Here is a 25,031-nt window from a genome sequence, read left to right on the forward strand (position 1 = left end):
TTCCTATAAAAAAATCCCGCTCCGATGTTACTCGAAGCGGGATTTATTATTTAATGAAACCGGATCTTACTGCGCGCTTTTTTCTTCGCCGCCTTCAGATTGTTTCAGTTTTTCTCTCAGTTCAGCTAAAGCGCCGAGATCACCTAAAGTAGCTTTTTCCACTTTACCCTGGATGTTTTTCACAGCCTTACGGGTTTTGTCAGCTTCTTCTCTCTTCTCTTTCACTACAGCCTGTTTTTCTTCAGCCTGTGCTTTTTCCCAAACTCTGGTATGAGAAACCAGGATACGTTTTTCGCTGCGATCGAATTCGATGATCATGAATTCTTTCACGTCTTCAACGTTGATTGGTTTTTCATCTTCAGTTCTGAGGTGACGTGCAGGAGCGTAAGCTTCCAGACCGTACTGCAGTTGAACCGTAGCACCTTTATCATCTTTCTTCACAACGGTACCTTCGTGTACGGAGTTGATCGGGAAGATAGTTTCAAAAGTGTTCCATGGATCTTCTTCGATCTGTTTGTGACCGAGGCTCAGTTTACGGTTGTCTTTATCAATACCCAGGATTACTACATCTATTTCGTTACCTACTTTAGTGTATTCAGATGGGTGGTTGAAACGTTTGATCCAGCTCAGGTCAGAGATGTGGATCATGCCACCGATACCAGTTTCCAGTTCAACGAATACGCCATAAGGAGTGATGTTTTTCACGATACCTTTGTGACGGCTTTCAACCGGGAATTTAGTTTCGATAGTAGACCATGGATCTTCTGTCAGTTGCTTGATAGACAGGCTCATTTTGCGTTCTTCCTTGCTCAGGGTAACTACAACGGCTTCGTATTCTTCTCCTAATTTGAAGAATTCTTTAGCGTTGATTGGCGTAGAAGCCCATGAGATTTCAGATACGTGAACCAGACCTTCAACACCTGGCATGATTTCCAGGAATGCACCATAATCTTCGATGTTCACTACTTTACCTTTTACTTTAGCACCTTCGGTGATAGTAGCTGGTAAAGTATCCCACGGATGCGGGGTCAGTTGTTTGTAGCCCAGGCTTATGCGACGTTTTTCGTCATCGAAGTCAAGCACAACAACGTTGATTTTCTGATCCATCTGCAGTACTTCGCTCGGATGGGAGATACGGCCCCAGCTGATATCTGTGATATACAGTAAGCCGTCCAGACCACCCAGGTCGATGAATGCACCGAAGTCGGTGATATTTTTGATAGTACCTTCCAGCACCTGGCCTTTTTCCAGTTTGCTGATGATATCCACTCTCTGTTGTTCGATATCGCTTTCGATGAGCGCTTTGTGTGAAACAACGGCGTTACGGATGGTTTCGTTTACTTTCACCACCTTGAACTCCATAGTTTTGCCTACAAACTGGTCGTAATCTGTAACTGGTTTCACATCGATCTGAGAACCCGGCAGGAATGTTTCCATACCATATACATCTACGATCAGGCCGCCTTTGGTTTTGCTGGTAACGGTACCAGTAACCACTTCGCCTGTTTTGTAAACTTCCACGATTTTTTCCCATGCACGTTTCTGGCGAGCCTGTTTACGGCTCAGGTGCAGGTTACCATCGCGGTCTTCTTTTTCTACTACCAGCACTTCCACTTCATCACCGATCTTCAGACCTGGTAAATCACGGAATTCGTTCAGAGAAATCAAACCATCAGATTTGAATCCGATGTTGATCACTACATCTGTGTTGGTTAAACCCACAACAGTACCAGTCAGCAGGCTGTTTTCTTCAAACACCTTGAAAGTGCTGTCGTAAGTCACGTCGTACTTTTCTTTTTCTTCTTTGCTGTAAGAAGAAACGTTACGTTTGTCAACGCTCCAGTCGAAATCGTCGTGTGCAGTTTCAACTTTTGCTACAGGTGCCTTTGGTGTCGCTGTTTCAACCGCAGCAGCTGCTTGCGGAGCCTGTTGTTCAGCGTTTTGTTCGTTAGAAATGTTGTTTTCGCTCATAAAAAATTAAAATTTTACCCGGAATACCCGGATACCCTGTTTTATGGGACGGCAAAAATACGAAAAAATACCCGTTTATACGTATTTTTATTGAAGAAAATCACCTTCCGCTGCGGTATGGGGTGGTCTTTTCAGATATTTTTAAATTGCATTATTAATAATTTTACTACGACAAAAAATTAAACTGCGTAAACGGGCATTTTTTTTGCCGCAGGAAGAACCAGCATCCGGATTAATTGTTGTTAACAGATACAGGAAAGATGATATTCATTAGCAGTGAACAGGCTTACTTTTCCTGCGTTTAAAATGTTAATTACTATTATTTAATCCCGGATTTTATTTTAATTTGTGTATATGAACGGGACCTCATTTCAATCGGATATTCGCTACTGGCTCAGGCAGGGAAACACGGTCAATTATTTGCTTTTCTGGAATATCGTCATCTTCCTGGGGTTAAATATTCTGCGTCTTATTGCGTTCCTGACCAAGCAGCCTACCCCTTTTGAATGGACATATCAACAGCTGGCTATGAATGTGCCGCTCGGCGCATTTATCTTAAAGCCCTGGGGGCTGATCACCTACATGTTTACGCATGTGGAAATATTCCACGCCCTTTTTAATATGATCAACCTTTACTGGTTTGGTAACCTGTTCCGGGATTTTCTCGGGAATAAACGGGTACTCCCCCTTTATTTACTGGGTGGTATGGCCGGCGGTTTACTGTACCTGCTGAGTGCCAGTCTTTTTCCGGGCTACGTAGGCACTACTATGGTGGGCGCTTCAGCAGCCATTATGTGTATCCTGGTGGCAGCAGCTACCCTGATGCCCAACTTTGAAATCGGCCTGATGTTCCTGGGCAGCGTGAAACTGAAATGGCTGGCGATGGCCCTGGTGGTGCTGGGATTGATTTCCATCCCCAACGGCAACATCGGCGGACTGATTTCCCACATGGGAGGTTCCCTGCTGGGCTTCCTCTATATACGCACCCTGCAGGCAGGTACTGACCTCTGCCAGCCCCTGATATGGCTGTTTGATTTCAAAAACCGCCGCCAGCAACAGGCTGTTACCCGTAAATTCAAACCTAAGAAATCACCCCTGAAAGTGGTAAAAAAAGCTGAAGACAGAGACCCTTCCAGATTAGACCAACTGCTGGACAAAATCAATGAAAAAGGCTATAATAGCCTCAGCGCCGAAGAAAAAGCATGGCTGGACAAAGTGAGCAAAGAAAACTGATTAACTTTGTCCTTCAATTTTCTGTCATTTAACACATGAAAACATTTAACGTTCCGGTTATATATCGCAGTCCGCTGATCAGCGCCATCAAAAACCAGCGCAAACAGCAGGACCGCATGAAAAAGGACTTCACGCCCACCGAGCTGGATTTTGGTCCGCTCAGGATTTTACTGGCCCGGCACTTCGGATTCTGCTATGGTGTGGAAAACGCCATTGAAATTGCCTTTAAAACAGTGGATGAAAATCCGGACAAACGGATCTTCCTGCTCAGTGAAATGATCCACAACCCCCATGTAAACAACGACCTGCTGGACAGGGGCGTTCAGTTTATTATGGATACCTCCGGCAATCAGCTGGTTCCCTGGGAGAGCCTGCAGCCAGATGATATTGTGATCATCCCTGCATTTGGCACCACCCTGGAAACCGAACAGCAACTGGCCTCGCTGGGTATTGAGCCCCTGAAATACAACACCACCTGCCCTTTTGTGGAACGTGTATGGAACAAGGCCGACCAGATCGGTAAGAAAAACTATACCGTAATTGTACACGGCAAACCAAAGCACGAAGAAACCAGGGCTACATTTTCCCACAGCGCTTCCGGCACGCCTACCATAGTAGTGAAGGATATAAAAGAAGCAGCGCTGCTGGCGGAGTTTATCACCGGGCAGCGTAAACCCGATGAGTTTAATGCTTTGTTCAAAGGACAATATTCACCCGGCTTTAACCCGGCTACAGATCTGCAGCGGGTAGGCGTGGTGAATCAAACCACTATGCTGGCTACCGAAACACAGGCCATTGCCGATTATATCCGGCAGGTGATGATGACGCATTTCCAGCTCACAGAAGCCACCGCCGGGGAAAGGTTTGCAGATACCCGCGATACGCTCTGTTACGCCACCAATGATAACCAGACGGCCGTTACCGGTATGTTGCAGGAATCTGCCGACCTGGCCATTGTAGTGGGCGGTTACAACAGCTCTAATACTTCGCACCTCGTGGAACTGTGTGAAGAAAAGCTGCCTACTTATTTTATATCATCTCCCGAAAAAATGCTCTCCGCAAAGGCTATTAATCACTGGGACTTTCATCATAAAGAAGAGATCAATGCCGGTAGCTTTTTACCGGAAAAGGAAAAGGTGACGATCCTGCTGACCAGCGGCGCATCCTGTCCGGACGCCCTCGTTGAAGGAGTGATACGCCGGCTGCTCTCGTTTTACCAGCTGGAGCACAAAGCAGATGAAATGGCCATAATTGACTAAAAATATCTATCTGTATAAAACTGGCTAAAAAATCATAAAAACAAAAAAGACACCACGTGGTGTCTTTTTTCTTTGGGGCTAATCACGCTAGTAATGCAGAGTATAAAATCTTTATATTGCGTTTATATTGAAATCGTAATTCAAAAGTAGCTTATCTCTAATATGCCCGCAATAGCCATTTATTATATGGTAGGTAATTAATTATAACTGGCATAAAAACGAATAAAATCGGAATACACACATCTACGAATACGCTGTAAATCACTACTTAGAACTGCATTGCCTTTTTCAGGAACTCTGCTTTGCGTCTTCTGGACACTTCCACCTGCGTACCATCACTCATGAGCGCAAAGCCTCCTTCGCCCTGGATATAAGACTGCATCTGCTGCATATTTATCAGGTGTGAATTGTGTACCCGGAAGAAATCCACATCAGACAGCAACTCCTCAAACTCTTTCAGGGGGCGGGATACCATGAGATTTTTCTTGTCTGTAAAAAAGATGCGGGTATAGTTACCGGTAGATTCACAACGGACAATGTTCTGCACGGGCATAAATACCAGGCCGTTGATAGTAGGTAATGCAATTTTCTTGTGTGTTTGCTGTATTGTTTTCATGTTCTGCAAAAACACTTCCATCGGAGAGATGCCCTGGTCCTTTGGCCGGTTCACTTTCTTCTCCCTGCATTTTTCCAACGCATCCTGCAACTCCTTTACACTAAAGGGTTTCAGCAGGTAATCCAGCGCATTGAACTTAATGGCTTTTAAAGCATACTGTTCATAGGCTGTTGTAAAGATAACGTCGAAGTATACCTTTTCAAATAGCTTCAACAGCTCAAACCCGTTCTGATATGGCATTTCCACATCCAGAAATACCAGGTCCGGCTGTAGTTCATCAATCATTTCCTTTGCTTCCCTCACACTTTTAGCCCAACCAATCACCTGTACACCGGGACATTTTTTTTGTAACATCGTTTGTAGTGCATCAATGCAGTGTTGCTCATCATCAACGATGATAGCTTTTATTTCGCTCATACAAGTAGCTTTTGTTAGCTGTTAGCTATCAGCTGTTTTATGGTTTATCAGTGAGTAAACTAAAATATAAATTCTGCGGGTAAAATAATAGTCACCTTTGTTCCGGTGGCGTTTCCGGCTTCATCTTCCAGGTCTGTTACCGTTACTTTTGCTTCTTTGTTATTAATCTTACGGATAAGGTCTATCCTGCCTTCCGTTACTTTCATGCCTACAGAATTATGCAGCCGGCCTTTCTTTTCCTTTATCTCCATTGCTTTTTTTCTGCCTATGCCATTATCTGTAATAGTACATACCAGGCTTCTTTTTTTTAGTAAGATTTCAATATCAAGAATCCCTTTTTCATCCGGGTGCTTATGCACGAGTCCGTGCCAGATGGCGTTTTCCACATATGGTTGTAATATCATCGGGGGTATCAGTACTTCATCATCGTTAATATCTGCATCTATGAGAAACCGGTATTCAAAGATACCGTTACAGCGCAATGATTCCAGGTCAAGATACAACCTTAATGATTCCAGTTCTTTATTTAATGTAACAAAAGTGTGCTGGGTGTTATCGAGGATAAGGCGCATGAGCCGGGAAAACTTGGTCAGGTAGTCCGACGCTTCCTCCTGGTTGTTGCTCCAGATGTACCGGTGGATAGAGCTGAGGGAGTTAAAGATGAAGTGTGGATTCATCTGGGAGCGGAGCGACCGCAACTCCAGCTGTAAGGTTTGTTTGTTGGCCTTCAGGTTACGGTGACGGATATAGAAAAAGCCGCCCACGATAGCCATTAACAGGAAGGCGGCCAGGAAAAAAGTGATCACCACATTACGTTTGGTACGCAGGGTGCTCACCATTTTATCATGTTCGAGATTACGGATCTGGTTATCTTTCCGGTCTACTTCATAAATGGTTTGCATCTGGGCAAGCGCCATTGCTGATTTTTCGTCAAGGATACTGTCTTTGTACAGCAATGATTTATCGGTGGCTTCCAGTGATTTTTTAAACTCCCCGCTTTCTTTAAAGTCTGTTGCGAGTGCTTTATAAGCATCCATCAGCATGGCTTTGAAGCCCCAGAAAGTACTGATGTCGATAGATTGCATCATGTATTTCCTGGCTTCGTCGTGTTTTCCCTGTGCCCCCAGCAGTTTACCGATACTGAGGTAGCTTTCTGCCACATGTACCTTATCATCTACCTTATCATTTACTTCCAGCGCTTTTTTCAGGTATTCCATTGCCGCCGGATAATCTTTCTTTTCTTTATAGGCGGCGCCGAGGGCGTTATAACATATTGCCATACCGATGGGGCGGTCCATTTTCTGGTTGATGGCGAGAGAGCGTTTATAGTAATGAATAGCCAGGTCCAGTTTATTTTGCCCCTGGTATGCGTATCCGAGGTTACCGAGATTAATGGCTACGCCCAGTTGGTTATTGCTTTTCTCTTCCAGTTCGAGGGCGCGGTTAAAATGGGTGATGGCATCTGCATATTTTTCCGTGGTGAGCTGGATATTCCCGATACTGTTGGTAGCCACGCAAACGTTGCGGATGTCGTTGATCCTTTCCGCCAGTATCAGTGCTTTCACGTGATAGTCAAATCCCTTCTGCAGTTTATCCTGCCGCCGGCAATCTACCCCGGCGTTATTCAGGGAAAATACGATAAGGGAAGTATCTTTCGCGTCTTCTGCGGCTTTGAGTGCTTTTTCGTGGTAGTCTTCCGCAACGATGTACAGCGACTTATTCCTTTTTGCGGTTCCCAGTTCATTGTATGCCTGTGATATTCCTTTGGGATATTTGAGTTGGAGCGATAAGGTGAGTGCTTCCTGCCAGAAAGGATTTTCTATTTTATGTGATTCAAAGAAACGGTTATTCAATCCGCCTTTTTTCAGCAGTAAAGACACTTTCCCGGTATCGGAAGGGAGCCGGCGAACGGAATCGAACAGGTTGTATATCCGCAGGGAGTCCTGGGCTATCGCCTCAAAACAGGCCCCTGACAGGAGCAAGCATAAAAAACATACACCTTTTATAGACATTGGCTGGTCTGTGTGACTACACAATTTAAAAAAAGAATTACGAATAACGCGTAGCGATTTAAAGATATCCGGTTAAACGGGATAACGCTATGGGCAAACCTGCTTCACTGACAATCAAAAAGTTTAAAAAGCGAAAGGGCGAAAGAATTCGCCCCTTCTTCCTATTAACCGAATACACCTACTGAAAACATGGAACGGCCGTGGCGTACCACGCCATCCCACATTACCTTTAAATGTCTGCTGGCAGCGGTTATGCTCACGCAGACTGAATTTTATATTATAGCAACATTATAATCGGTTAATAGCAAAGGGTCCTTTGTGGATATAGCTAGGATAAGACGTTTCCGAAAGCACGATATATGATAACGCGTCTTACGCACTTGTTCTTAATGTCTTATACAGGTCGACTACACTAAATCAATGGCACAGTGACTTTTCCATACAAAAAATGCCTAAGCAGTATTTTTCAGGGAGGATCAGGTTGGCTATGCAGAAATGGTCAATAAAAGTTGACATCATTCGGGCATGAAAATAAAATTCTACTGGAAATTCGGGAGGATGTGGAAAAATTATTGGGTTGGTGACTACAAGTCACATAGCAAATGTATAAAAGAGTTTTAATAAAAGGAAATAATATTTTATGAGGAGTGCGCCATAATAGCATCTTCCACCCATTGCATCACCAGTTGAAGCTGGTCATCGAGGTTCAAGTGGCTGTTATCCAGTATGATAGCGTCTTCTGCTTTGCGGAGCGGGCTTATTTCGCGGTTGGCATCGATATAATCTCTCAGTTCGAGATTTTGTTTTACTTCTTCGAGGGTAATGTTCTTATTTTTTTCATAGAGTTCTTTAAACCGGCGTTCAACGCGGATAGTGATGTCGGCGGTCATAAAGATCTTGAGTTCTGCATGGGGAAATACCACCGTGCCGATATCACGGCCATCCATCACGATGCCTTTACGGGCGCCCATCTTCTTTTGCTGTGCTACGGCCAGATCGCGTACTTCTTTTACAGCGGCTACTTCGCTCACCTTTTCAGCTACGATCATTTCGCGGATCAGGTGTTCCACATTTTCATTGTTGAGGTACATTTCGCTGAGCCCTGTGAGGGAGTTGGGAACAAAATCCAGGTGTACATCTTCCAGTGCGGTGGTTACTGCTTCATGAGACATCCAGTCGATCCTGTTTTGAATAAAGTAAAGGGTAATCGCACGATACATAGCACCGCTGTCTATATAGGTATAGTTCAGCTTTTTAGCCAGTTGCTTGGCCAAAGTGCTTTTGCCACATGAAGAGTAGCCATCTATCGTGATGATTATTTTTTTCAAAACTATCTGTTTAAATGAATCGCCTATAGGGAAGAACTCTACAAAATTGGGGCAAATCTCCGAGAAATCAAAACAAAAGGCTGGAATTTCCGGTTGAAGGAAATTCCGGCCTTTTATTGGGCTACTACCACCTTACAGGTGTAGGCCACTTTCATGGTGTCTTTATGATAAATTACGAGGAAATAAACGCCTGACGGCAGGTTTGAGATATTCACCTCGGCATCCCTTCTTACCTCGTACTGGCGCATTACCTGGCTCCAGGTGTCGTGCAGCTGCATCAGCATATCGCCGCGGATACCGCGAATAGTGACTTTGAAGTTACCGTTATTCGGGTTCGGGAATACCTTGATCTGTACAAACGGTGGTACTGCGCGTATTTCGGAATAGGTAATTTTGCCGTTCCGGCCTACTGCCTTGATGCGGTAATAGGTCCAGTCGTCATAATCATTCACATCCGGGAAGGTATAGCTCAGCGGTACATTGCTATTGCCGTTGACGGCTTTTGTTGGCAGTACGCCGATTTTAACGAAGGCTTCCTGTCTTTCATAGCGGCGTTCCACTTCAAAGGTGGCATTATAAATTTCACGGCTGGTGGTCCAGTCCAGCTGCACCAGTACCGGGGCAATTCTGTAGGCTTCAAAGCTGAGGAACATGGCTGGTTTGGCAGAACCGATCAAAGCCGTTTTTGTGAAATATTCACTGGCGCCTAGCCCGTCGAAGTGCCGGAGGTGCATGGTCGCCGGCTGAGTCATGGCAGCAGTGGTTAATGTACCGGGTAGTGGCCTGGTGGTGATTACGGGTACAGCGTCCCATACTCCGCCAACGAAGCGGGTAATGAAGCTGCTATCGCGCGAGGTGGCATAGGCCGGTAATTCGCTGACATCCATGTGTTGCAGGATTACATCTACTTCTCCCCCGCTGTTATCTGCCCGGCGGATATTCCAGGATTTGTTCACAAAGCTGTCGGGGTAAGCCCTGCCACCGGCGGCCACGGTATATACGCTGTCGTATACACGGGCGCCTATCATGTCTTTTGCGCCGGTAATGAGCACCGCGGCGGGTGAATAACTATAGTCATCTGTTCCTACCGGGAACACTACTTTTCCGGCTGCATTTGTGATAGCGGCGCGGTACAATAATCCACCTGCGATCCCTTTGCCGGTAACCACATAGCGGTAGTCGCTGTAGCCGGTAATGGTACCGGGTGTTTTATCGCCTACCTGGAGGTTCCAGCCATTAAGATAAATACGTCCGCTGGCAAAATGAAGGTTATTCCTGATCTTCAGATCGGTGAAATCCTCCAGCAGTAAGCCGGCGGGATTATTGAGCTGCAGGTTGGGAAAGCTGGCGCCTGTTCCGGCAATAAAGCTGTAAGCGCCAAAAACCCTTTGCTGACCGGCGCCGGAAAAGAGGAAGGTGCCGCCGGTGCCGGAGGTACCATCTGCACTTTCATCGGGCAGCGTAGCACCGTTTCCGTTAGTCCATAATTTGCTGAGGAAATAAAAGGTGGTATTGGGATTAGAGCCGAGGATACCGTTGTTCGTCATATCAGCGAAGATGCCTACGTTGGTATTACCGGCGAGCCATACGGTGGCGCCGGCAGGGATGTAAACACCCTGCTGGGCGGAGGTGAAGCCCACCAAAAATAAAAGGGATAATATCAGCAATAATTTCTTCACCAATGTTTTTTATTGGATTACAGTAATATCGAAGCGTTTGCCTGTTCCTGACAAAGAGAATGCACTACCGGTGGTGTTGACGAAAATAGCCGTCACGGTATTATCAGCGGATACCCTTGAAGAAATTAAGCGCAAATTGAAAGGAAAATCAAATCGGGGGTTTATGATAACATTTCCACCCAATGCAACAGTAGGCCCCGTAATGTTGAATATTACCGTTGCAGTTGCCGTGGCACTACTGGGCACACTGGTTGTTGCGGTAGAACCATTTATGCTAAAGCAATTAATATTTGAGGCTCTATATACACCGTTTAAAACAGTACCGGTAGCGCCAAGTTTCGCAGTACCATTTACATCCAGTAAGGCAGCAGGCGTATTGGTTCCCACACCTACATTCCCTCCATTCTGCAGAAACAAACGGTAATCCTGTACGTTGGTTTCCACAAAATTTAATCCGTTACCCAGCATATTCCAGTGCCATCTGGGCACACCTGCCGCGTCTTCAAATGCCAGTACATCATTTCCATTGGCGCGAATAATAACAGGGTGTCCATTAAATTTCTGCGCGCCATTAAACAAGGTTAATGTATACGCTGAAAAGTCCCCCCCTCCGCTTTCCGCGGCCGTTTGTCCTCTGGTTCCTTTGAAAAGCTCTTTATTGTTGTACTTCACTACCATATCCACCGCATTGGTAGTTCCCAGGAACTGCGTTGCCGTAGCCACGTTACCACCCGTAAGCCAGTTGGTGGTGGCCGGGTTATCTGTTAAGATAACGTCCCCGGTGCTGTTAATGGAAAGTACTTTAGAAGTAGCGGCTGCCGGAGTAGCAGTGGCCAGGTTTGTTAAACGAAGACCCGAAGTATTCGCGGAGAAAGGAGCGGCTGTAGTTGGAGGGCCTGATATTTCCACTTTATTCACAGGCGCGCCGGTGCCCACTCCCAGCAATGACTTGGTTGCATCCCAGAATAACTGTCCGTTATTCTCGGAAATTACATCTCCGGTTCCCACATACGGGATAGAACCCGGTGTTAACCCTTTCACAGTAAGCGTTGTGCCAATTACACCGCTTCCGGATATATCAAAATTTGAAGATGCCTGTGTGGTAGTAGTGTTCTGAATAAAAGCATTCACCGGCAGATCAGCTATTGTTAATGCCCTGAAAGCAGGTACAGCTGCGCCTCCTGTGGCGGGGCCGGCAAAAACGAGGTTGGCATTTTGCGTATTCAGTGTAGCCGTTAACGTTCCTGAAGTAGTTACCGTTGGCGTGGTTACATTAAACAAAGATGGCAGCGACAAGCCAACCGAAGTAACGCCGCTGGCGGCCGCAGCTTTGGCAATCCATTGTGTACCGTTAAAAGTGAGTACGTCATTGTTAACGGGAGCGGTACCAAACAATACATCGTAGTCTGCTATCTTATTAGCGTTCCATAGTTTAATTGTGTTCTTCACGGCCAGTTGCCCGCTGGTGATGGATAAGTTATTATCAATGGTCATGGAGGCCACATCACCACTGGCATCCTTTCCTAATATTTTTATGGGTGTACTAACGTCGTTGGTTACACGCAGCGAGTAGGTTTGCAGTCCTTCTGTAAAGTTTTTTAATCCCTTAAACGACTGGGCGCTGTAGTTAACAAATCCGGGCGCAGTAAGAGAAGCATCCGGGATAGTGAGGTTATGAATACCGCCGGCAGTAGCAAAGCCAAAAGTGCCGCCAGGCGTATACGTGGCTTTAATTTCCTGTGAGGGAGAAAAATCGTTGTTGATTGATTTGATGGCGGCGCCATCAGCTATCAGTTTTGTCCAGTAGTTATTGGCCCGGACACGGAAAGTGTTATCGGATTCCAGGTAGATGATCATCCCATTTACCGGGGTGACGATCTGGTTGGTATCTGCAATACGGGTAAGGAGGAGTGCCTGCTTCTTGCTTTCCAGCTCAAGTAAAGCAGATTGTTTTATCAGAGAAGGATTAGTTCCCAGCTTTAATTGTTGTGCCGTCAACTGCTGAGTGCCTAAGCAAAACAACATTGCAGCGCATACTTTTATAAGCCCTTGCAGCTTCATACATCAACATTTAAGGAATGTACCCAAAGGAATAGAACGGCTATGATTTCCACATAGCCGTTCCAATTATTTTCTCAGCCTATTTCTTGATCACGTACCAGTTTGTTCCGTTAGACTGAACGGTGTAGAAGGTCCAGTCGTTGTAGATGGTCAGTTTAGCGCCACCTTCCAGCGTGCCGCCGGCGGAGGTAATCTGCACATCGTTGTTGATTTGTGTATCGTCCGGTGCGGAAGCAGCAGGTATTTTTTTCACCGTGTAGATACGTCCTGTACAAGTGGTAGCATCCGGTAATACCACGCTGCAAACAGCGTTGGCGCTTACGAGGATAGTATTATCTGTTGCTGCCACGGTGTAGGTGCCGCCGGCCGTAACGGTAGTGATGGACATGGATACGGAACCGGTTACCTGTAAGGTAGAATTGCCGATGTTATTGGTATCGCCGATGTGTACATTTTTCTTTATAGAGACTTCGTTGCCAAATTTCTTTGCGCCGGCGAAGCTCTGTGCGGCGTTGCTTACCAAACCACCGGTAGTGGCAGGTGAAGCTACGGGGATGCTTACAGTTACTTCATCTGCAGCCTGTGTCACAGCCAGATCAAGGCCAGCATGATCTGACTTGAAGGTCAGGTCTTTAAATGCGGTGGCGGAGAGTTTTCTTTTCACCACATTACCTGAAGTAGCATCGCGGAGTAATACTATGTCCTGCGTGGTTCCGTCTGCGATGTTAGTGAGCACCACGTTATTGTCGAGCTGTGTATTTCCTTTTACCTGGAGATCGTTATCCAGGGTAGCTTTGCCGGTAACACCGAGGGTGCTGGCCAGTGTAGTGGCACCGGTTACGTTCAGGGTACCGGTAAGAACGGAGTTACCGCCTACAGCGAGATTGCTGGTAGCACCTGGTAAAGTCAGGTTGCCGGTGATAGTTGAGTTACCGGTGATGGTAGCGCCATTCGCCAGTACTGTTAACCCGGTTCCGAACTGACCTTTCTTCAGGATGGTCAGGTCTTCGTTACCTGTAACAGATTGCAGGAAGGTTTTTAAACCGTCGAATGACTGGGCACCGGTAGAAACAGCACCGGGATGGGTAGCATCCGCGGCGTGCAGGATCAGTTTCGGAGCAACAGCCGGATTGGTATTGTCTATAGTCAAACCATCGTTCACCGGTGTGGCATCGAATGCGCCGATGATCATTGCCAGTGTGGCTTTATCAAAGCGTTTGTAATCTGTGAGGCTCAGTAAACCCGCTGTTACTTCGCCGGCGCCGGTTACACCTTTCTGTGTGGCGATAGTGAGTACGTGGGTATCTGTTCCGGTGGTAGAAAACACGTAGTCGTTTGGTGTTGCTACCGGCGCGGCGGTGGTCAGTTTCTGATCGGCGGCGGTTAAACCGTTGATCTTATTGATCGCGGTTGTAAAAGCCGTTTCAGAAATGGTGCGCTTGTTGATTTTACCTGTAACGGGATCTATCAGTAACACGTCCACACCGGTGGTTACCAGGTCCAGTTTTTTCAGGAACGCGTAACCGTTGTCGATCACGAAACCTTCCACATTGTTTGCCTTGAGGGAAAACGGTACATTGGTAGTAGTTCCGATAAAGTCGCCGGCGGTACCGGGATTACCTCTGAGGCCCCAGGTGTTGGCTACATCGCCTGTGTTGGCCATTTTTTGCCAGTAGCCGTGATTTCTTACGTAGAAGCCTTCTTCACCGGCTTTTTTCAGGTAGATGACCATCCCATCGGGAGGTGTTAAGCCTGTGATACCTACTGTATCGGTTAAACGTGGCAGTAATAAGCCTTGTTTGTCTGCATCCAGATCGAGGATAGCGGATTTTTCTATCGTAGTGGGATTTTTACCGACTTTCAGCTGTGCATTTGCCTTTGAGGCGATCATGCCCACACCGCCAACCAGCATCACCCGTACTACAATGCGTAAAGATTTTCTCATAGAAATAGGGATAAATATTTAATGTCAAGCCCACTTCCGGCATTGGTGTTGCCGGCGTGATAGTAATAGGATAAATAGATTCAATTATCGTGTCTCAGGGAATTCATTAGTCATGCTTTTCATATCATCTAAATAATAATAAAAAATATAAACTATTATAGTTTGATATAATTATCATTACATAATCTATATAAACAACATGGTGCAAATGTGACATATTAAATCTTTTTAAAAAATGACATGATCATACCATTTTAGTTCAGATAATTATTCACTGGCGGTGTACCACCTAACCATATATGGGTATTAAAATGTGGGGAGATCGATTGCAGATAAAGTATTGAGAAGGAAATATATGCTGTAACAGGATGGGTTTGCTTAAAATAATCTAGTGGGGATGGGGAGGTTAACATGTTCATGTTATAAAAAAAGCAGCCCATCATTTCTGACGGGCTGCTGCTGTTGTATTTTTTGCGTGTTACTTACGCTTCTGATTTCTCTGATTTACTCTTGGAAGAGTTGTTTTTCAGGGTGAAGATCAGCTTCTGATTTTCCTTGTCCAGGTCCGCTACGAGTACATCTCCATCATGAATGTTCATGTTGAGGATTTCTTCTGCCAGCGGATCTTCCAGGTATTTCTGGATGGCCCTGTGGAGCGGTCTGGCGCCAAACTGCTGGTCGTAACCCTTATCTGCCAGGAAGCCTTTGGCTTCATCTGTCAGTTCCAGGCTGAATCCGAGGTTGTTCAGGCGTTTCAGTACACTTTTCATTGTAATGTCAATGATGGTGTAGATATGCTCTTTTGCCAGGGAGTTAAAGATGATCACGTCATCGATCCTGTTCAGGAATTCCGGAGAGAAGGTACGTTTCAGTGCTTTTTCGATCACTGATTTGGTATTCTCTTCTTCATTTACGGCTCTTGCGCTGGTGGTAAAACCTACGCCGGCGCCGAAATCTTTCAGCTGACGGGCTCCGATGTTGGAGGTCATGATGATGAGGGTATTTTTGAAATCCACTTTACGGCCGAGGCCATCGGTGAGGATACCGTCATCCAGTACCTGCAACAGGAGGTTATAAATATCCGGATGTGCTTTTTCAATTTCATCCAGGAGGATTACGGAGTAAGGTTTGCGGCGAACTTTTTCAGTCAGCTGACCACCTTCTTCGTATCCAACATATCCCGGAGGGGCACCAATGAGGCGGCTAACAGAGAATTTCTCCATGTATTCACTCATATCGATGCGGATAAGCGCTTCGTCGGAGTCGAACATATAGCGGGCCAGTGATTTGGCCAACTCTGTTTTACCTACCCCGGTAGGGCCGAGGAATATGAAGGTACCGATTGGTTTTTTCGGATCTTTCAGACCTACGCGGTTACGCTGAATGGCTTTGGTGACTTTGCTGATGGCTTCGTCCTGTCCAACGACGGCGCCTTTAAGGTCTTCACCCATGCGGCGGAGTTTTTCAGTTTCGGCCTGTACCATCCTTTTAACGGGGATACCGGTCATCATGCTTACCACTTCCGCGATAGCTTCTTCATCGATCGGGTAGCGTTTGTGCTTCACTTCTTCTTCCCACATTGCTTTTGCGCGTTCCAGGTCTTCACCCAGTTTCTTTTCAGTATCGCGTAAAGCAGCTGCTTCTTCGAAGCGTTGGCTTTTCACTACTTTATTCTTTTCCTGTTTGATATCTTCTATCTGTTTTTCCAGGTCGAGGATATTCTGAGGAACATTGATGTTTTTCAGGTGAACGCGGGCGCCTACTTCATCGAGTACGTCAATTGCCTTGTCGGGCAGGAGACGGTCGGTCATGTAGCGGTCGCTCAGTTTCACGCAGGCATCAATGGCTGCATCTGTGTAGCTTACGTTATGGTATTCTTCATAACGGGGCTTGATGTTATTGAGGATCATGATGGTTTCATCCACGCTTGGTGGTTCTACCATTACTTTCTGGAACCTGCGGTCGAGTGCGCCATCTTTTTCGATGTACATGCGGTACTCATCGAGGGTAGAAGCGCCAATGCATTGGAGTTCGCCCCTTGCGAGTGCAGGTTTAAAGATGTTGGAAGCGTCCAGCGAACCGGAAGCGCCACCAGCGCCCACGATTGTATGAATTTCATCGATAAACAGGATAACGTCCCTGTTTTTCTCGAGTTCATTCATGATGGCCTTCATCCTTTCTTCAAACTGGCCACGGTATTTGGTACCGGCCACCAGGGCGGCGAGGTCGAGGCTTACCACGCGCTTATCGAAAAGCACGCGGGAAACTTTACGCTGCACGATACGCAGCGCCAAACCCTCCACGATGGCGGTTTTACCCACACCGGGTTCACCAATAAGAATCGGATTGTTCTTTTTACGGCGGGAAAGTATCTGGGATACCCTTTCAATTTCCTGCTCGCGGCCAACAATCGGGTCTAAGCTGCCACTCTCGGCCAGCTTGGTAATATCTCTACCAAAGTTATCCAGTACGGGCGTCTTGGATTTGGTATTTGTCTGTTTGGCTTTGCTTGCGTAACTCTTTCTTTCGTCCTCAAACTCTTCTTCGCCCGGATCGTCGAATTCAGATTTAGGGTCCGCAGATTTTACAAAGCCCAGTTCGTTTTTAAAAGTATCGTAGTCCACGTCAAATTGTTGTAAGATTTGTGTACAAACGTTTTCCTTATTCTTGAGTATGGAAAGCATGAGGTGTTCCGTTTCCACCGTAGCGCTTTTCAGTGCTTTGGCTTCCAGTACGGTAACCCGTATAACTTTCTCTGCCTGTCTGGTAAGCGGGAGACTATTGATGTTAGCGATATTCTTTCCTGTCTTATCTTTAACAGCCAGTTCTACTTCCTTGCGTAACTCATACAGATCTACGTTCAAAGCCTGCAGAATCTTTACGGCCGTGCCCTCGCCTTCTCGAATAATACCTAACAGCAGGTGTTCAGTACCTATGAAGTCATTTCCCAGGCGTAAAGCTTCCTCTCTGCTGAACGAAATGATCTCCTTAACTTGCGGTGAAAAATTCTGGTCCATTGTGAGATTATTAAATTATCAAAAACCCTTACGGGGGCTTGCTTATACAATAATAACGAATAATTCTGACTTAAGATTATCACGCTTTGTACGGAAATGAAGTTATTCCTTTTTAAACTTAAACAACTTACACTTTAATAGTATAAGATTATTTTTGCGGTGATGCGGGTACGTTCGTTTAAAAATATCTACGAAGAAAAAGAGGTTTTTGTTTTCGATCTCTTGCGGTTATATTTTATAGGCGGGTTCCCTCTGTTCAAAATTTATTTACTAAAAGTATAAAACAACGTCCAACGCATGAAATTCAAAATTGATACCAAAGAAAAAATAGTCGTTTTTTGTCCGGAAGAAACAGTTCTGGATGCTAATTTGTCAGACGACTTTGTGGCCACTGCAACCGCGCTGCCGGAGCTGGAGGGACGCAATCTCATACTGGATATGACATTGGTACAAAAAATTGATGCAAAGGGCGTTGAAGCCATTTTAACAGTTTATCAGCGTATGTATGACAATAATTTATCCTGTGCAATCACCGGCCTTAACAACACTTTAACAGCTGAGTTGAAATCTGCAGGGGATGATATGCTCAATCTGGCTCCTACGATGGCAGAGGCAATAGACCTTGTAATGATGGAAGAGCTGGAAAGAGAATTACTGAATGGATTGGAATAAGGATGGATTGCCGCTCTTTTTTACTCCCACGTAAGGGTGATTTTAAAAAAAGGCAATTGAACGATTAAAGCTATTTACATGTTCGCAGTCACGATATTAGGTAACAATTCTGCTATCCCCACCCTGGACAGGCACCCCACCGCCCAGGTAGTTACCTGCAATGAGCAGCTCCTGCTGGTAGATTGCGGAGAAGGCACACAATTACAGATCGCGCAGTACCGGATCAGGCGCAGTAAGCTGAGATATATTTTTATCAGCCATCTTCACGGAGATCATTATTTCGGGCTGATTGGCCTGTTGAATACGCTCAGTTTGATGGGCCGTACCGATCCTATCAGCGTGTATGCGCCACCGGAGCTGGAACAAATTATCCAGCTCCAGCTGGATTGTTCGGGTACGGTACTGAAATTTGAACTGAGCTTTGTGCCCCTGCAACCGGGATACAGCGGTATCATCCTGGAAGATAAGGACCTGACGGTAAGCTGTTTTCCCACCCAGCACCGGATCACCTGTTTTGGTTTTTCTTTTGAGATGCAGAAACGCAAGCGTAAGCTGATCCCGGAACAGGCCAGGGCTTACGAAATCCCCGCTGCCTACTTCAGCCGGTTGCAGGATGGCGCCGATTATCAGCGGAAAGACGGCACCCTGGTGAAAAACGACTGGGTAACTTTGCCGCCGCCTCCCGGCAAACGGTATGTGTACTGTGCCGATACCCTGTATGACGTGAATCTGTTGCCGGTGTTGAAGGATGCGGACCTGATGTATCATGAAACCACTTACCTGCACGACTTACAGCAACGGGCAGCAGAGCGGTTTCACAGCACTTCTGTACAGGCGGCCTCCCTGGCGGCAGCAGCGGCAGTAAAACGGCTGCTGATCGGTCATTTTTCTTCCAAGTACACCGAATTACAACCTTTCCTGGATGAATCCAGGCCGGTTTTCGGGAATACGGAAATTGCGGAAGAGGGCGTAACGTATATTATTTAGGGTTATAAAATAAAAGCAGCAGCGATCCGGGTGGACCGCTGCTGCTTTTTTATTTACATTTTACTGTTAGTAGTTCTTCAGATAGGCAGCTATCTTGCTATACAGTCCGTCGCTAACAGGCATTACAGGCAGGCGGAAAGTATTTTCCATAATCCCTGCATAATGCAGGAATGCCTTGATGCCGGCGGGATTGTTTTCGGAGAACATCAGTTCAAATCCTTCCAGCATTTTGTAATTGAGCGTCCGAGCCGCGGGATAATCGTTTAACAGGGCAGCGTGTACCATGCTGGAAAAATCGGTCGCAAAATAGTTGGCCGCCACCGAAATAACGCCGTCCATGCCGCAGGCCAGCTGTCCCAACGCCAGTGCGTCGTCGCCGCTGATAACGAGGAAATCCTTTGGTTTATCGCGGATAATCTGCATGCACTGCATTATATCGCCGGAAGCTTCCTTCATGGCCACGATGTTTTCCACCTCATGCGCCAGGCGCAGGGTGGTTTCTGCAGTCATATTCCTGCCGGTACGGCCGGGAACATTGTACAGGATCACCGGTTTTGGGGAAGCGGCAGCAATGGTTTTATAGTGCTGATAAATGCCTTCCTGTGTAGGTTTGCTGTAGTAAGGCGCTACGCTGAGGATGGCAGCCGCTTCATCGAGCGGGCATTTCTCCAGCCGTTTCACCACATCTCTTGTATTATAATCGCCAACGCCAATCACTACCGGCACCCGCTTCGACACCTTTTCGAAAGTGAATTTTATCAAATCCAGCTTTTCATCTGCAGAAAGAGTAGGTGTTTCGCCAGTTGTGCCTAAAGACACAACATAGTTCACGCCGCCATCGATCACGTAGTTGATCAACTTTTCCAAAGCATTCCAATCGATGCTTTCATCTGCTTTAAAGGGTGTTACCAATGCCACCCCGGTGCCTTTTAGTTGTTCCATATTGCGTTTACGGGAAAATAAAAATTTCGAACTTCGAAGGCCGAAATTCGAAATTTTTATTGTTATCTCTAAATATTTTTTATTTCTCTTCGTAGAAACCCATGCGGGAGAACTTATCGATCCGTTGTTCTATGCGCGTATCCGGATCAATTTTCTTTAATTCTGCGAGTGTTTCCTTGATGCGGACCTTCAGCAGGTGGGCCATTTCATCAGGATTTACGTGTGCGCCGCCGAGTGGTTCGCGCACGATGCCGTCTACCAGGCCAAACTGGCTCATATAATCGGAGGTCAGTTTCAGCTCTTCTGCGGCTTTTTCCTTGAAATTCCAGCTACGCCAGAGAATTGTGGAGCAGTTTTCGGGAGAGATCACCGTATACCAGCTGTTTTCGAGCATAAATACGCGGTCGCCGATGCCGATGCCTAATGCGCCACCGGAAGCGCCTTCCCCGATTACGATACAGATTACAGGCACGCGGAGTTTTACCATTTCAAAAAGGTTGCGGGCAATGGCTTCCGCCTGGCCCCTTTCTTCCGCTTCCAGACCGGGATAAGCACCGGGAGTATCGATGAGGGTAACAATGGGCTTATTAAATCTTTCGGCCAGTTTCATCAGGCGCAGGGCCTTGCGGTACCCTTCCGGGTTGGCCATACCAAAGTTTCTGAGCTGGCGCATTTTGGTGTTTACGCCTTTCTGCTGACCAATAAACATGACCGTTTCGCCATCCAGGTCGGCGAAGCCGCCTACCATAGCTTTATCGTCTTTTACATTCCGGTCGCCATGCAGTTCCGTAAAATTGGTGGACATTTTTTCGATGTACGCCAGCGTATAGGGCCTATCCGGATGACGGCTCAGCTGTACGCGCTGGAAGGCGGTGAGGTGGTCGTAGATATTCTGGCGGGTATCAGCAATTTTTTGCTCATACTCGCTAACAGTAGCAGAAACATCCACACCTGATTTTTCACCATTTTCCTTCAGCTTCTCCAGCTGATCGTATAAGTCAGCGATAGGTTTCTCGAAATCCAGGAATTGCATAATTTGATTAAATTGGTTAAAGATCGGGTGTAAAGATAATGCTGAAAATATTTTTTAAAAAAGATTTGCTTAATTGGGAACTTTGTTGCTATCTTTGCAATCCCAAAACGGAACAACACAACGAATTGGGACACAAGTTCTTAGGATCAAAATGGAATGGATCGGTAGTTCAGTTGGTTAGAATGCCGCCCTGTCACGGCGGAGGTCGCGGGTTCGAGTCCCGTCCGGTCCGCAAAATCTCGAAGGAACCCGCGCTGGTCGCGGGTTTTTCTTTTATGGTCGATTAGTTAGTCGATTTCAGTTTAATTTTCCCCGGTCAGTTTATATTACTTTACTCAGGTTAACGTTCGTTTACTAAGTTATAATTAAAGCACATAAAATGCCCTTTGTAATCTGTAAGCGATAAATAACCCAATAGCTATTGCTACTTAAAAGGAGTAATTTCATAATAGAGTCATCAACTATAACATCTAACATATTTAAAGGCGAATCTTCCGCGGTTATAGATTATTGATCTCTATGAATCATGTTTTATTAATAAGAGCAATTCTAACAGCATCAATGATCACATCTATTTCATGTTTTCTAATTGGCATTGTTTTTAAATAGGTAGATGCAAAATACTCATCAGGTAATATTCTTCTTATATCCTCCATAATTTGAACATTACTCAAAGTAGGATTAGCTGCTCTAATTCCTATAATAGTGTCAGTTATAAAACTCATAGTCATATGATTATCAGCAATTGTCCAATCAGTATATCGAAAATATTCATCATCCTCAATAAACCCTTTAATTGTGTTTAAACATAATCCCACACATGTCATAAACTCCGTATTAGGTATTTTCGAAAAATATTGTCCTGTTGAGTCATAATGTGAACCGGGGTAGTAAAATCCGTAACGAGGATTAGACTCCTTCTTAATAATTTCACAGTGCGCAATAAAATTCTCAATCTCCTCTTCTTTTATAAAATCAAGCCTTTTATGAAAATACCAATTATTGACAGGAGCATCGTCAAACCATAGCCTGCCATCAAAATGAAATAATTTATAAGTGGAATCATGCTTCATCACAATTCCTGAATGCTTAGCTTTTCTTGTATTGGGATCAAGTTCTACAGCTGCTGCAACGAATTTGCTTGGTAAGGTTGTGCTGTTAATAGGAACGATCTCGGACTCATCGATTAACATTAAATTCATGGAGCTATTTAATTTCGCTTATTATATTTTTCTACAATTTTCTCACGGATACCACCCAGTTCGCCATGATTTTTGATTCCTTTTGTGAGTACCATTAAACTCTTCATATAACGGTAATCCACATACTCATAGTCAAACATTTTCATGAATCTTCTCATCATTATATAGGATGGATCCTTCTCTAACACTTCTTTACCAATATCATGTATATTTATAAGCTGACCTACTACAGAGTCGGTTGTAAATATCCTGTTATAAAGCGCATTAAGTTCATTCATCATCACTCCGTCATTATATACATCACAAAACCAATAAAGATTTGGAAAGTTATCTTTAGTCCTACAAAAAGCGCTTACATAAAGAGGCTCATATAAATATCTTCTTGCAACTTTTGCATTGCCTTCAGTACAGCCAATTTTAATTTTATTATCAAATTGGTCCAGAATATGAATATTGGGCGTTTTACCACCCACTTCAATCAGTTTACCTGTCAGAAATTCTATTCCAGTAAAGATATATTCAGTCTTTCTAAGTCTTATTTGATTACTCGTTCTTAATCTTGTTACAAGAGAAGAAGAAGGGGGCTTATTGGTATAGGCAAATTTAGCTTCGTATTCTAATCCGTCGCTGGAAAGAACTTTCTGGATCTCCCTCCAATTCTCAACTAGTATTTGATTACCTGATTTATTTCCCAATACATCTTCAAAATCGCTTTCAATTGTAGAGATAATATTTTCAGTTGAAACAACATTAATTGCTGCAGATCCTTTAACCAATTTTACCTTAATCTCGTTATTGCTATTATAATACTTCAATATATTATTCATAGAATTTAACAAAACTACAAAAGCAGCACTGGCCTCAATTGACATATTGTCAAGGTCAACATTTTGTGCTGAAGAATCTTTAGTAATTTTAAATTCAATTTGATTGGGAGACATAGCTTAGCTAATTGAGGTTGCACTTTGAAATTTAATACAAGAACTCCGTAAAGAATTCAGCTAGAAAGTTTCATAATCGAGACAATAAATATAAACAAAATAAATATTAAGTTTAGCAAAATAATGCTAAACTTAATTGCGAGTAACCCTAGATGAATTATTCAACCATATCAACCTCTGGTAATGATAATTTGTGTGTTCGTTTTTGGTTGTTCACCCTTAGGAAAAATTAATACAAAAGCATTGTACTTGTTATTAAAGTATTGGTATTGAAATTCATGTAATCCGGAAGTTGTGGGTATTGTCGAGATTTGATCCTTTAACATCTTTCGACCATTTAGATAATCTGCCGCAAACTTATAATCCCGAGTAAATTCATGTGGAATAAGAATTTTCCCAAATGCCTTTTCAAATGCTGGTGACACAAACAAATCCCTTAATTGACATTTTACAACTGATTTCGGCATGGGCTTCAAAACGATCAAGGCAAATCTCCTATTAGTCTTTTCGACCATCCTTCGTAATGTGGCATGAACTGAGCCGCCAAATTTTTTACCGATAACCCTTGCTTCATCGATGCCTGTACCTATCATTTTCACCGCATCATTAAACCTATCCTGTTGAAAAAGAGTTCCGGAAGCAAAATAATTAGCCTGAGCTTCAAACTCTTCGTTCGTACTTGGATCAAGTGTCTGATCATTTTCAAGATAGGCCATGATTTCTCGTTGCCATGGAAGAATGTCGTGTCCGGTTTCATGGAGAGTAACAAAGTTCTTCCGAGATGGCATTTGGCTCAAATCCAAATAGATTGTCCTCTCCTTTCGATCAAGGATACCACGAACAGTTTCCTTTATACTACGTAACCAAGAAGGAATTTTTGAAAGAAATGATTCGTTTACATGAACAAGATCGACAGAACCGCTGATAACCAAATCAGCACACTGAACAATCTTTTCAACTGGTGTAGGGTAGACATCAAGCGCTTTAGATTGTTTAAGGAGATCATTTGATAAGCGTTCGATGTCATTTTGAGCGACTAAATCAATCATGCTTTTTATTCTGAACTTTAAATTTTATCCAGTTCACGATCTCCTCCTGCTCATCTGGTGTGAGGCCTTTTGCATAATAAGCAAGCCTATTAGCCCATTTCATTTCCTCTGACTCATCTTCGTTAATTATATTCGAAGTTTGAATAATCCCAGCAGCCTTCAGTAGATTATTAAGCTGCTCACCGTATAGCGTAGCTAATTTATACAGGACATTAGCTGAAGGCTTTTTAATTTTATCGTTTTCTAACTGACTCAAATAAGCACTCGATATGCCAGTTGCTTCATCAACTTGTCGCAGTGTCAGATCATTTCTGTCTCGTGCCTCTTTCAAGGTGATACCTAATGATTTCATATTGCAAAGTTAACACCATTAAATTAAATATAGCAAACAGATTTATTAATTAAAAATAAATTTTATCAAATTTTTTTGTTTGATAGATTTAATTTTATATCTTTGCTGCAGAATAAACTCAGTAATTGGTATTAATAAAAAAACTCAACTTTCCCAGCGGGGAGAGTTGAGTTCTGAGAGGAAAAGTTTGGCGACTCATCCGTAAGGCTTACCACCTATACGGCCCTCTTAAAATTCTTGGTACAAATTAAAGTGATTTTCACGAATCCAGCAAAAATGCCAGGAATCACCCGCTATCGGTCATTCTTTCCCCAA

The 25,031-nt window shown here is 44.5% G+C and carries 18 protein-coding genes and 1 tRNA gene; 5 read left to right on the forward strand and 14 right to left on the reverse strand.

The annotated features are described in order from the left end of the window. Nucleotides 1-66 precede the first annotated feature (66 nt). The gene (rpsA, locus tag B5Z18_RS09165; RefSeq protein ID WP_079469060.1) at nt 67-1,971 is read right to left on the reverse strand and encodes a 30S ribosomal protein S1; all 1,905 of its coding nucleotides are present in this window, start codon (nt 1,969-1,971) and stop codon (nt 67-69) included. Nucleotides 1,972-2,325: 354 nt separating this feature from the next. On the opposite strand from rpsA, the gene B5Z18_RS09170 reads away from it, so the two are divergent. Together B5Z18_RS09170 and B5Z18_RS09175 are read left to right on the forward strand one after the other, a co-directional pair. Beyond that, nucleotides 2,326-3,204, forward strand: coding sequence for a rhomboid family intramembrane serine protease (locus B5Z18_RS09170; protein WP_079469061.1), 879 nt, complete (start codon nt 2,326-2,328; stop codon nt 3,202-3,204). Nucleotides 3,205-3,239: 35 nt separating this feature from the next. Then, entirely contained in the window at nt 3,240-4,463 is a 1,224-nt protein-coding gene (locus B5Z18_RS09175) for a 4-hydroxy-3-methylbut-2-enyl diphosphate reductase (protein ID WP_079469062.1), read from the forward strand. A 268-nt stretch (nt 4,464-4,731) separates the two neighbouring features. On the opposite strand, the gene B5Z18_RS09180 is transcribed toward B5Z18_RS09175, so the two are convergent. The 7 genes from B5Z18_RS09180 to B5Z18_RS09210 all read right to left on the reverse strand — a co-directional run bounded on the left by B5Z18_RS09180 (nt 4,732) and on the right by B5Z18_RS09210 (nt 17,538). Then, complete coding sequence (locus tag B5Z18_RS09180) at nt 4,732-5,496, reverse strand: LytR/AlgR family response regulator transcription factor (RefSeq protein WP_079469063.1); 765 nt, start codon at nt 5,494-5,496, stop codon at nt 4,732-4,734. Nucleotides 5,497-5,555: 59 nt separating this feature from the next. Next, nucleotides 5,556-7,478 (reverse strand): tetratricopeptide repeat-containing sensor histidine kinase, encoded by a 1,923-nt coding sequence (locus B5Z18_RS09185; protein ID WP_159454242.1) that lies wholly within the window; start codon nt 7,476-7,478, stop codon nt 5,556-5,558. Nucleotides 7,479-8,146: 668 nt separating this feature from the next. Then, a complete protein-coding gene (gene cmk, locus B5Z18_RS09190) occupies nt 8,147-8,836 on the reverse strand; it encodes a (d)CMP kinase (protein WP_079469065.1) in 690 nt (229 codons plus the stop codon). A gap of 113 nt (nt 8,837-8,949) precedes the next feature. Further along, nucleotides 8,950-10,515 carry a T9SS type A sorting domain-containing protein gene (locus B5Z18_RS09195; RefSeq protein WP_143313530.1) on the reverse strand — a complete coding sequence of 522 codons (1,566 nt, stop codon included), beginning with the start codon at nt 10,513-10,515 and terminating at the stop codon, nt 8,950-8,952. Nucleotides 10,516-10,524: 9 nt separating this feature from the next. Beyond that, complete coding sequence (locus tag B5Z18_RS09200; protein ID WP_079469067.1) at nt 10,525-12,576, reverse strand: hypothetical protein; 2,052 nt, start codon at nt 12,574-12,576, stop codon at nt 10,525-10,527. 79 nt (nt 12,577-12,655) lie between these two features. Next, on the reverse strand, nt 12,656-14,521 hold the full coding sequence (locus B5Z18_RS09205; protein ID WP_079469068.1) for a hypothetical protein: 1,866 nt from the start codon (nt 14,519-14,521) through the stop codon (nt 12,656-12,658). Nucleotides 14,522-15,003: 482 nt separating this feature from the next. Then, nucleotides 15,004-17,538, reverse strand: coding sequence for an ATP-dependent Clp protease ATP-binding subunit (locus tag B5Z18_RS09210; protein ID WP_079469069.1), 2,535 nt, complete (start codon nt 17,536-17,538; stop codon nt 15,004-15,006). A 297-nt stretch (nt 17,539-17,835) separates the two neighbouring features. On the opposite strand from B5Z18_RS09210, the gene B5Z18_RS09215 reads away from it, so the two are divergent. Next, nucleotides 17,836-18,210 (forward strand): STAS domain-containing protein, encoded by a 375-nt coding sequence (locus B5Z18_RS09215; protein ID WP_079469070.1) that lies wholly within the window; start codon nt 17,836-17,838, stop codon nt 18,208-18,210. A gap of 78 nt (nt 18,211-18,288) precedes the next feature. Then, entirely contained in the window at nt 18,289-19,197 is a 909-nt protein-coding gene (locus B5Z18_RS09220; RefSeq protein ID WP_079469071.1) for a ribonuclease Z, read from the forward strand. Nucleotides 19,198-19,263: 66 nt separating this feature from the next. On the opposite strand, the gene dapA is transcribed toward B5Z18_RS09220, so the two are convergent. Beyond that, on the reverse strand, nt 19,264-20,139 hold the full coding sequence (gene dapA, locus B5Z18_RS09225) for a 4-hydroxy-tetrahydrodipicolinate synthase (protein ID WP_111579419.1): 876 nt from the start codon (nt 20,137-20,139) through the stop codon (nt 19,264-19,266). A 79-nt stretch (nt 20,140-20,218) separates the two neighbouring features. Beyond that, the gene (locus B5Z18_RS09230) at nt 20,219-21,172 is read right to left on the reverse strand and encodes an acetyl-CoA carboxylase carboxyltransferase subunit alpha (RefSeq protein WP_079469072.1); all 954 of its coding nucleotides are present in this window, start codon (nt 21,170-21,172) and stop codon (nt 20,219-20,221) included. A 158-nt stretch (nt 21,173-21,330) separates the two neighbouring features. On the opposite strand from B5Z18_RS09230, the gene B5Z18_RS09235 reads away from it, so the two are divergent. Further along, a tRNA-Asp gene (locus tag B5Z18_RS09235) sits at nt 21,331-21,404 on the forward strand. A gap of 292 nt (nt 21,405-21,696) precedes the next feature. Here the strand turns inward: B5Z18_RS09235 and B5Z18_RS09240 are convergent. The 4 genes from B5Z18_RS09240 to B5Z18_RS09255 form a co-directional block, all read right to left on the reverse strand. Further along, nucleotides 21,697-22,374 (reverse strand): hypothetical protein, encoded by a 678-nt coding sequence (locus B5Z18_RS09240; protein ID WP_079469073.1) that lies wholly within the window; start codon nt 22,372-22,374, stop codon nt 21,697-21,699. Nucleotides 22,375-22,382: 8 nt separating this feature from the next. Next, nucleotides 22,383-23,315, reverse strand: coding sequence for a hypothetical protein (locus B5Z18_RS09245; protein ID WP_079469074.1), 933 nt, complete (start codon nt 23,313-23,315; stop codon nt 22,383-22,385). A gap of 170 nt (nt 23,316-23,485) precedes the next feature. Continuing rightward, nucleotides 23,486-24,364: an ImmA/IrrE family metallo-endopeptidase gene (locus tag B5Z18_RS09250; protein ID WP_079469075.1), complete on the reverse strand. Its 879-nt coding sequence runs from the start codon at nt 24,362-24,364 to the stop codon at nt 23,486-23,488. Further along, a complete protein-coding gene (locus B5Z18_RS09255; protein WP_079469076.1) occupies nt 24,357-24,716 on the reverse strand; it encodes a helix-turn-helix domain-containing protein in 360 nt (119 codons plus the stop codon). Before B5Z18_RS09255 ends, B5Z18_RS09250 begins: the two co-directional genes overlap by 8 nt. Between the last annotated feature and the right edge of the window lie 315 nt (nt 24,717-25,031).

This window comes from Chitinophaga ginsengisegetis (genome assembly GCF_900168065.1).
GTDB classification, from domain to species: Bacteria; Bacteroidota; Bacteroidia; order Chitinophagales; family Chitinophagaceae; genus Chitinophaga; species Chitinophaga ginsengisegetis.

Bases quoted from the DNA above. Each gene is read 5' to 3' on its own strand.
- B5Z18_RS09215 (WP_079469070.1), top strand. From the start codon at position 17,836: ATGAAATTCAAAATTGATACCAAAGAAAAAATAGTCGTTTTTTGTCCG.
- B5Z18_RS09175 (WP_079469062.1), top strand. From the start codon at position 3,240: ATGAAAACATTTAACGTTCCGGTTATATATCGCAGTCCGCTGATCAGC.
- B5Z18_RS09245 (WP_079469074.1), bottom strand. From the start codon at position 23,315: ATGTCTCCCAATCAAATTGAATTTAAAATTACTAAAGATTCTTCAGCA.
- rpsA (WP_079469060.1), bottom strand. From the start codon at position 1,971: ATGAGCGAAAACAACATTTCTAACGAACAAAACGCTGAACAACAGGCT.
- B5Z18_RS09230 (WP_079469072.1), bottom strand. From the start codon at position 21,172: ATGCAATTCCTGGATTTCGAGAAACCTATCGCTGACTTATACGATCAG.
- B5Z18_RS09220 (WP_079469071.1), top strand. From the start codon at position 18,289: ATGTTCGCAGTCACGATATTAGGTAACAATTCTGCTATCCCCACCCTG.
- B5Z18_RS09170 (WP_079469061.1), top strand. From the start codon at position 2,326: ATGAACGGGACCTCATTTCAATCGGATATTCGCTACTGGCTCAGGCAG.
- B5Z18_RS09250 (WP_079469075.1), bottom strand. From the start codon at position 24,364: ATGATTGATTTAGTCGCTCAAAATGACATCGAACGCTTATCAAATGAT.
- B5Z18_RS09180 (WP_079469063.1), bottom strand. From the start codon at position 5,496: ATGAGCGAAATAAAAGCTATCATCGTTGATGATGAGCAACACTGCATT.
- B5Z18_RS09240 (WP_079469073.1), bottom strand. From the start codon at position 22,374: ATGAATTTAATGTTAATCGATGAGTCCGAGATCGTTCCTATTAACAGC.
- B5Z18_RS09210 (WP_079469069.1), bottom strand. From the start codon at position 17,538: ATGGACCAGAATTTTTCACCGCAAGTTAAGGAGATCATTTCGTTCAGC.
- B5Z18_RS09255 (WP_079469076.1), bottom strand. From the start codon at position 24,716: ATGAAATCATTAGGTATCACCTTGAAAGAGGCACGAGACAGAAATGAT.
- B5Z18_RS09200 (WP_079469067.1), bottom strand. From the start codon at position 12,576: ATGAAGCTGCAAGGGCTTATAAAAGTATGCGCTGCAATGTTGTTTTGC.
- B5Z18_RS09205 (WP_079469068.1), bottom strand. From the start codon at position 14,521: ATGAGAAAATCTTTACGCATTGTAGTACGGGTGATGCTGGTTGGCGGT.
- dapA (WP_111579419.1), bottom strand. From the start codon at position 20,139: ATGGAACAACTAAAAGGCACCGGGGTGGCATTGGTAACACCCTTTAAA.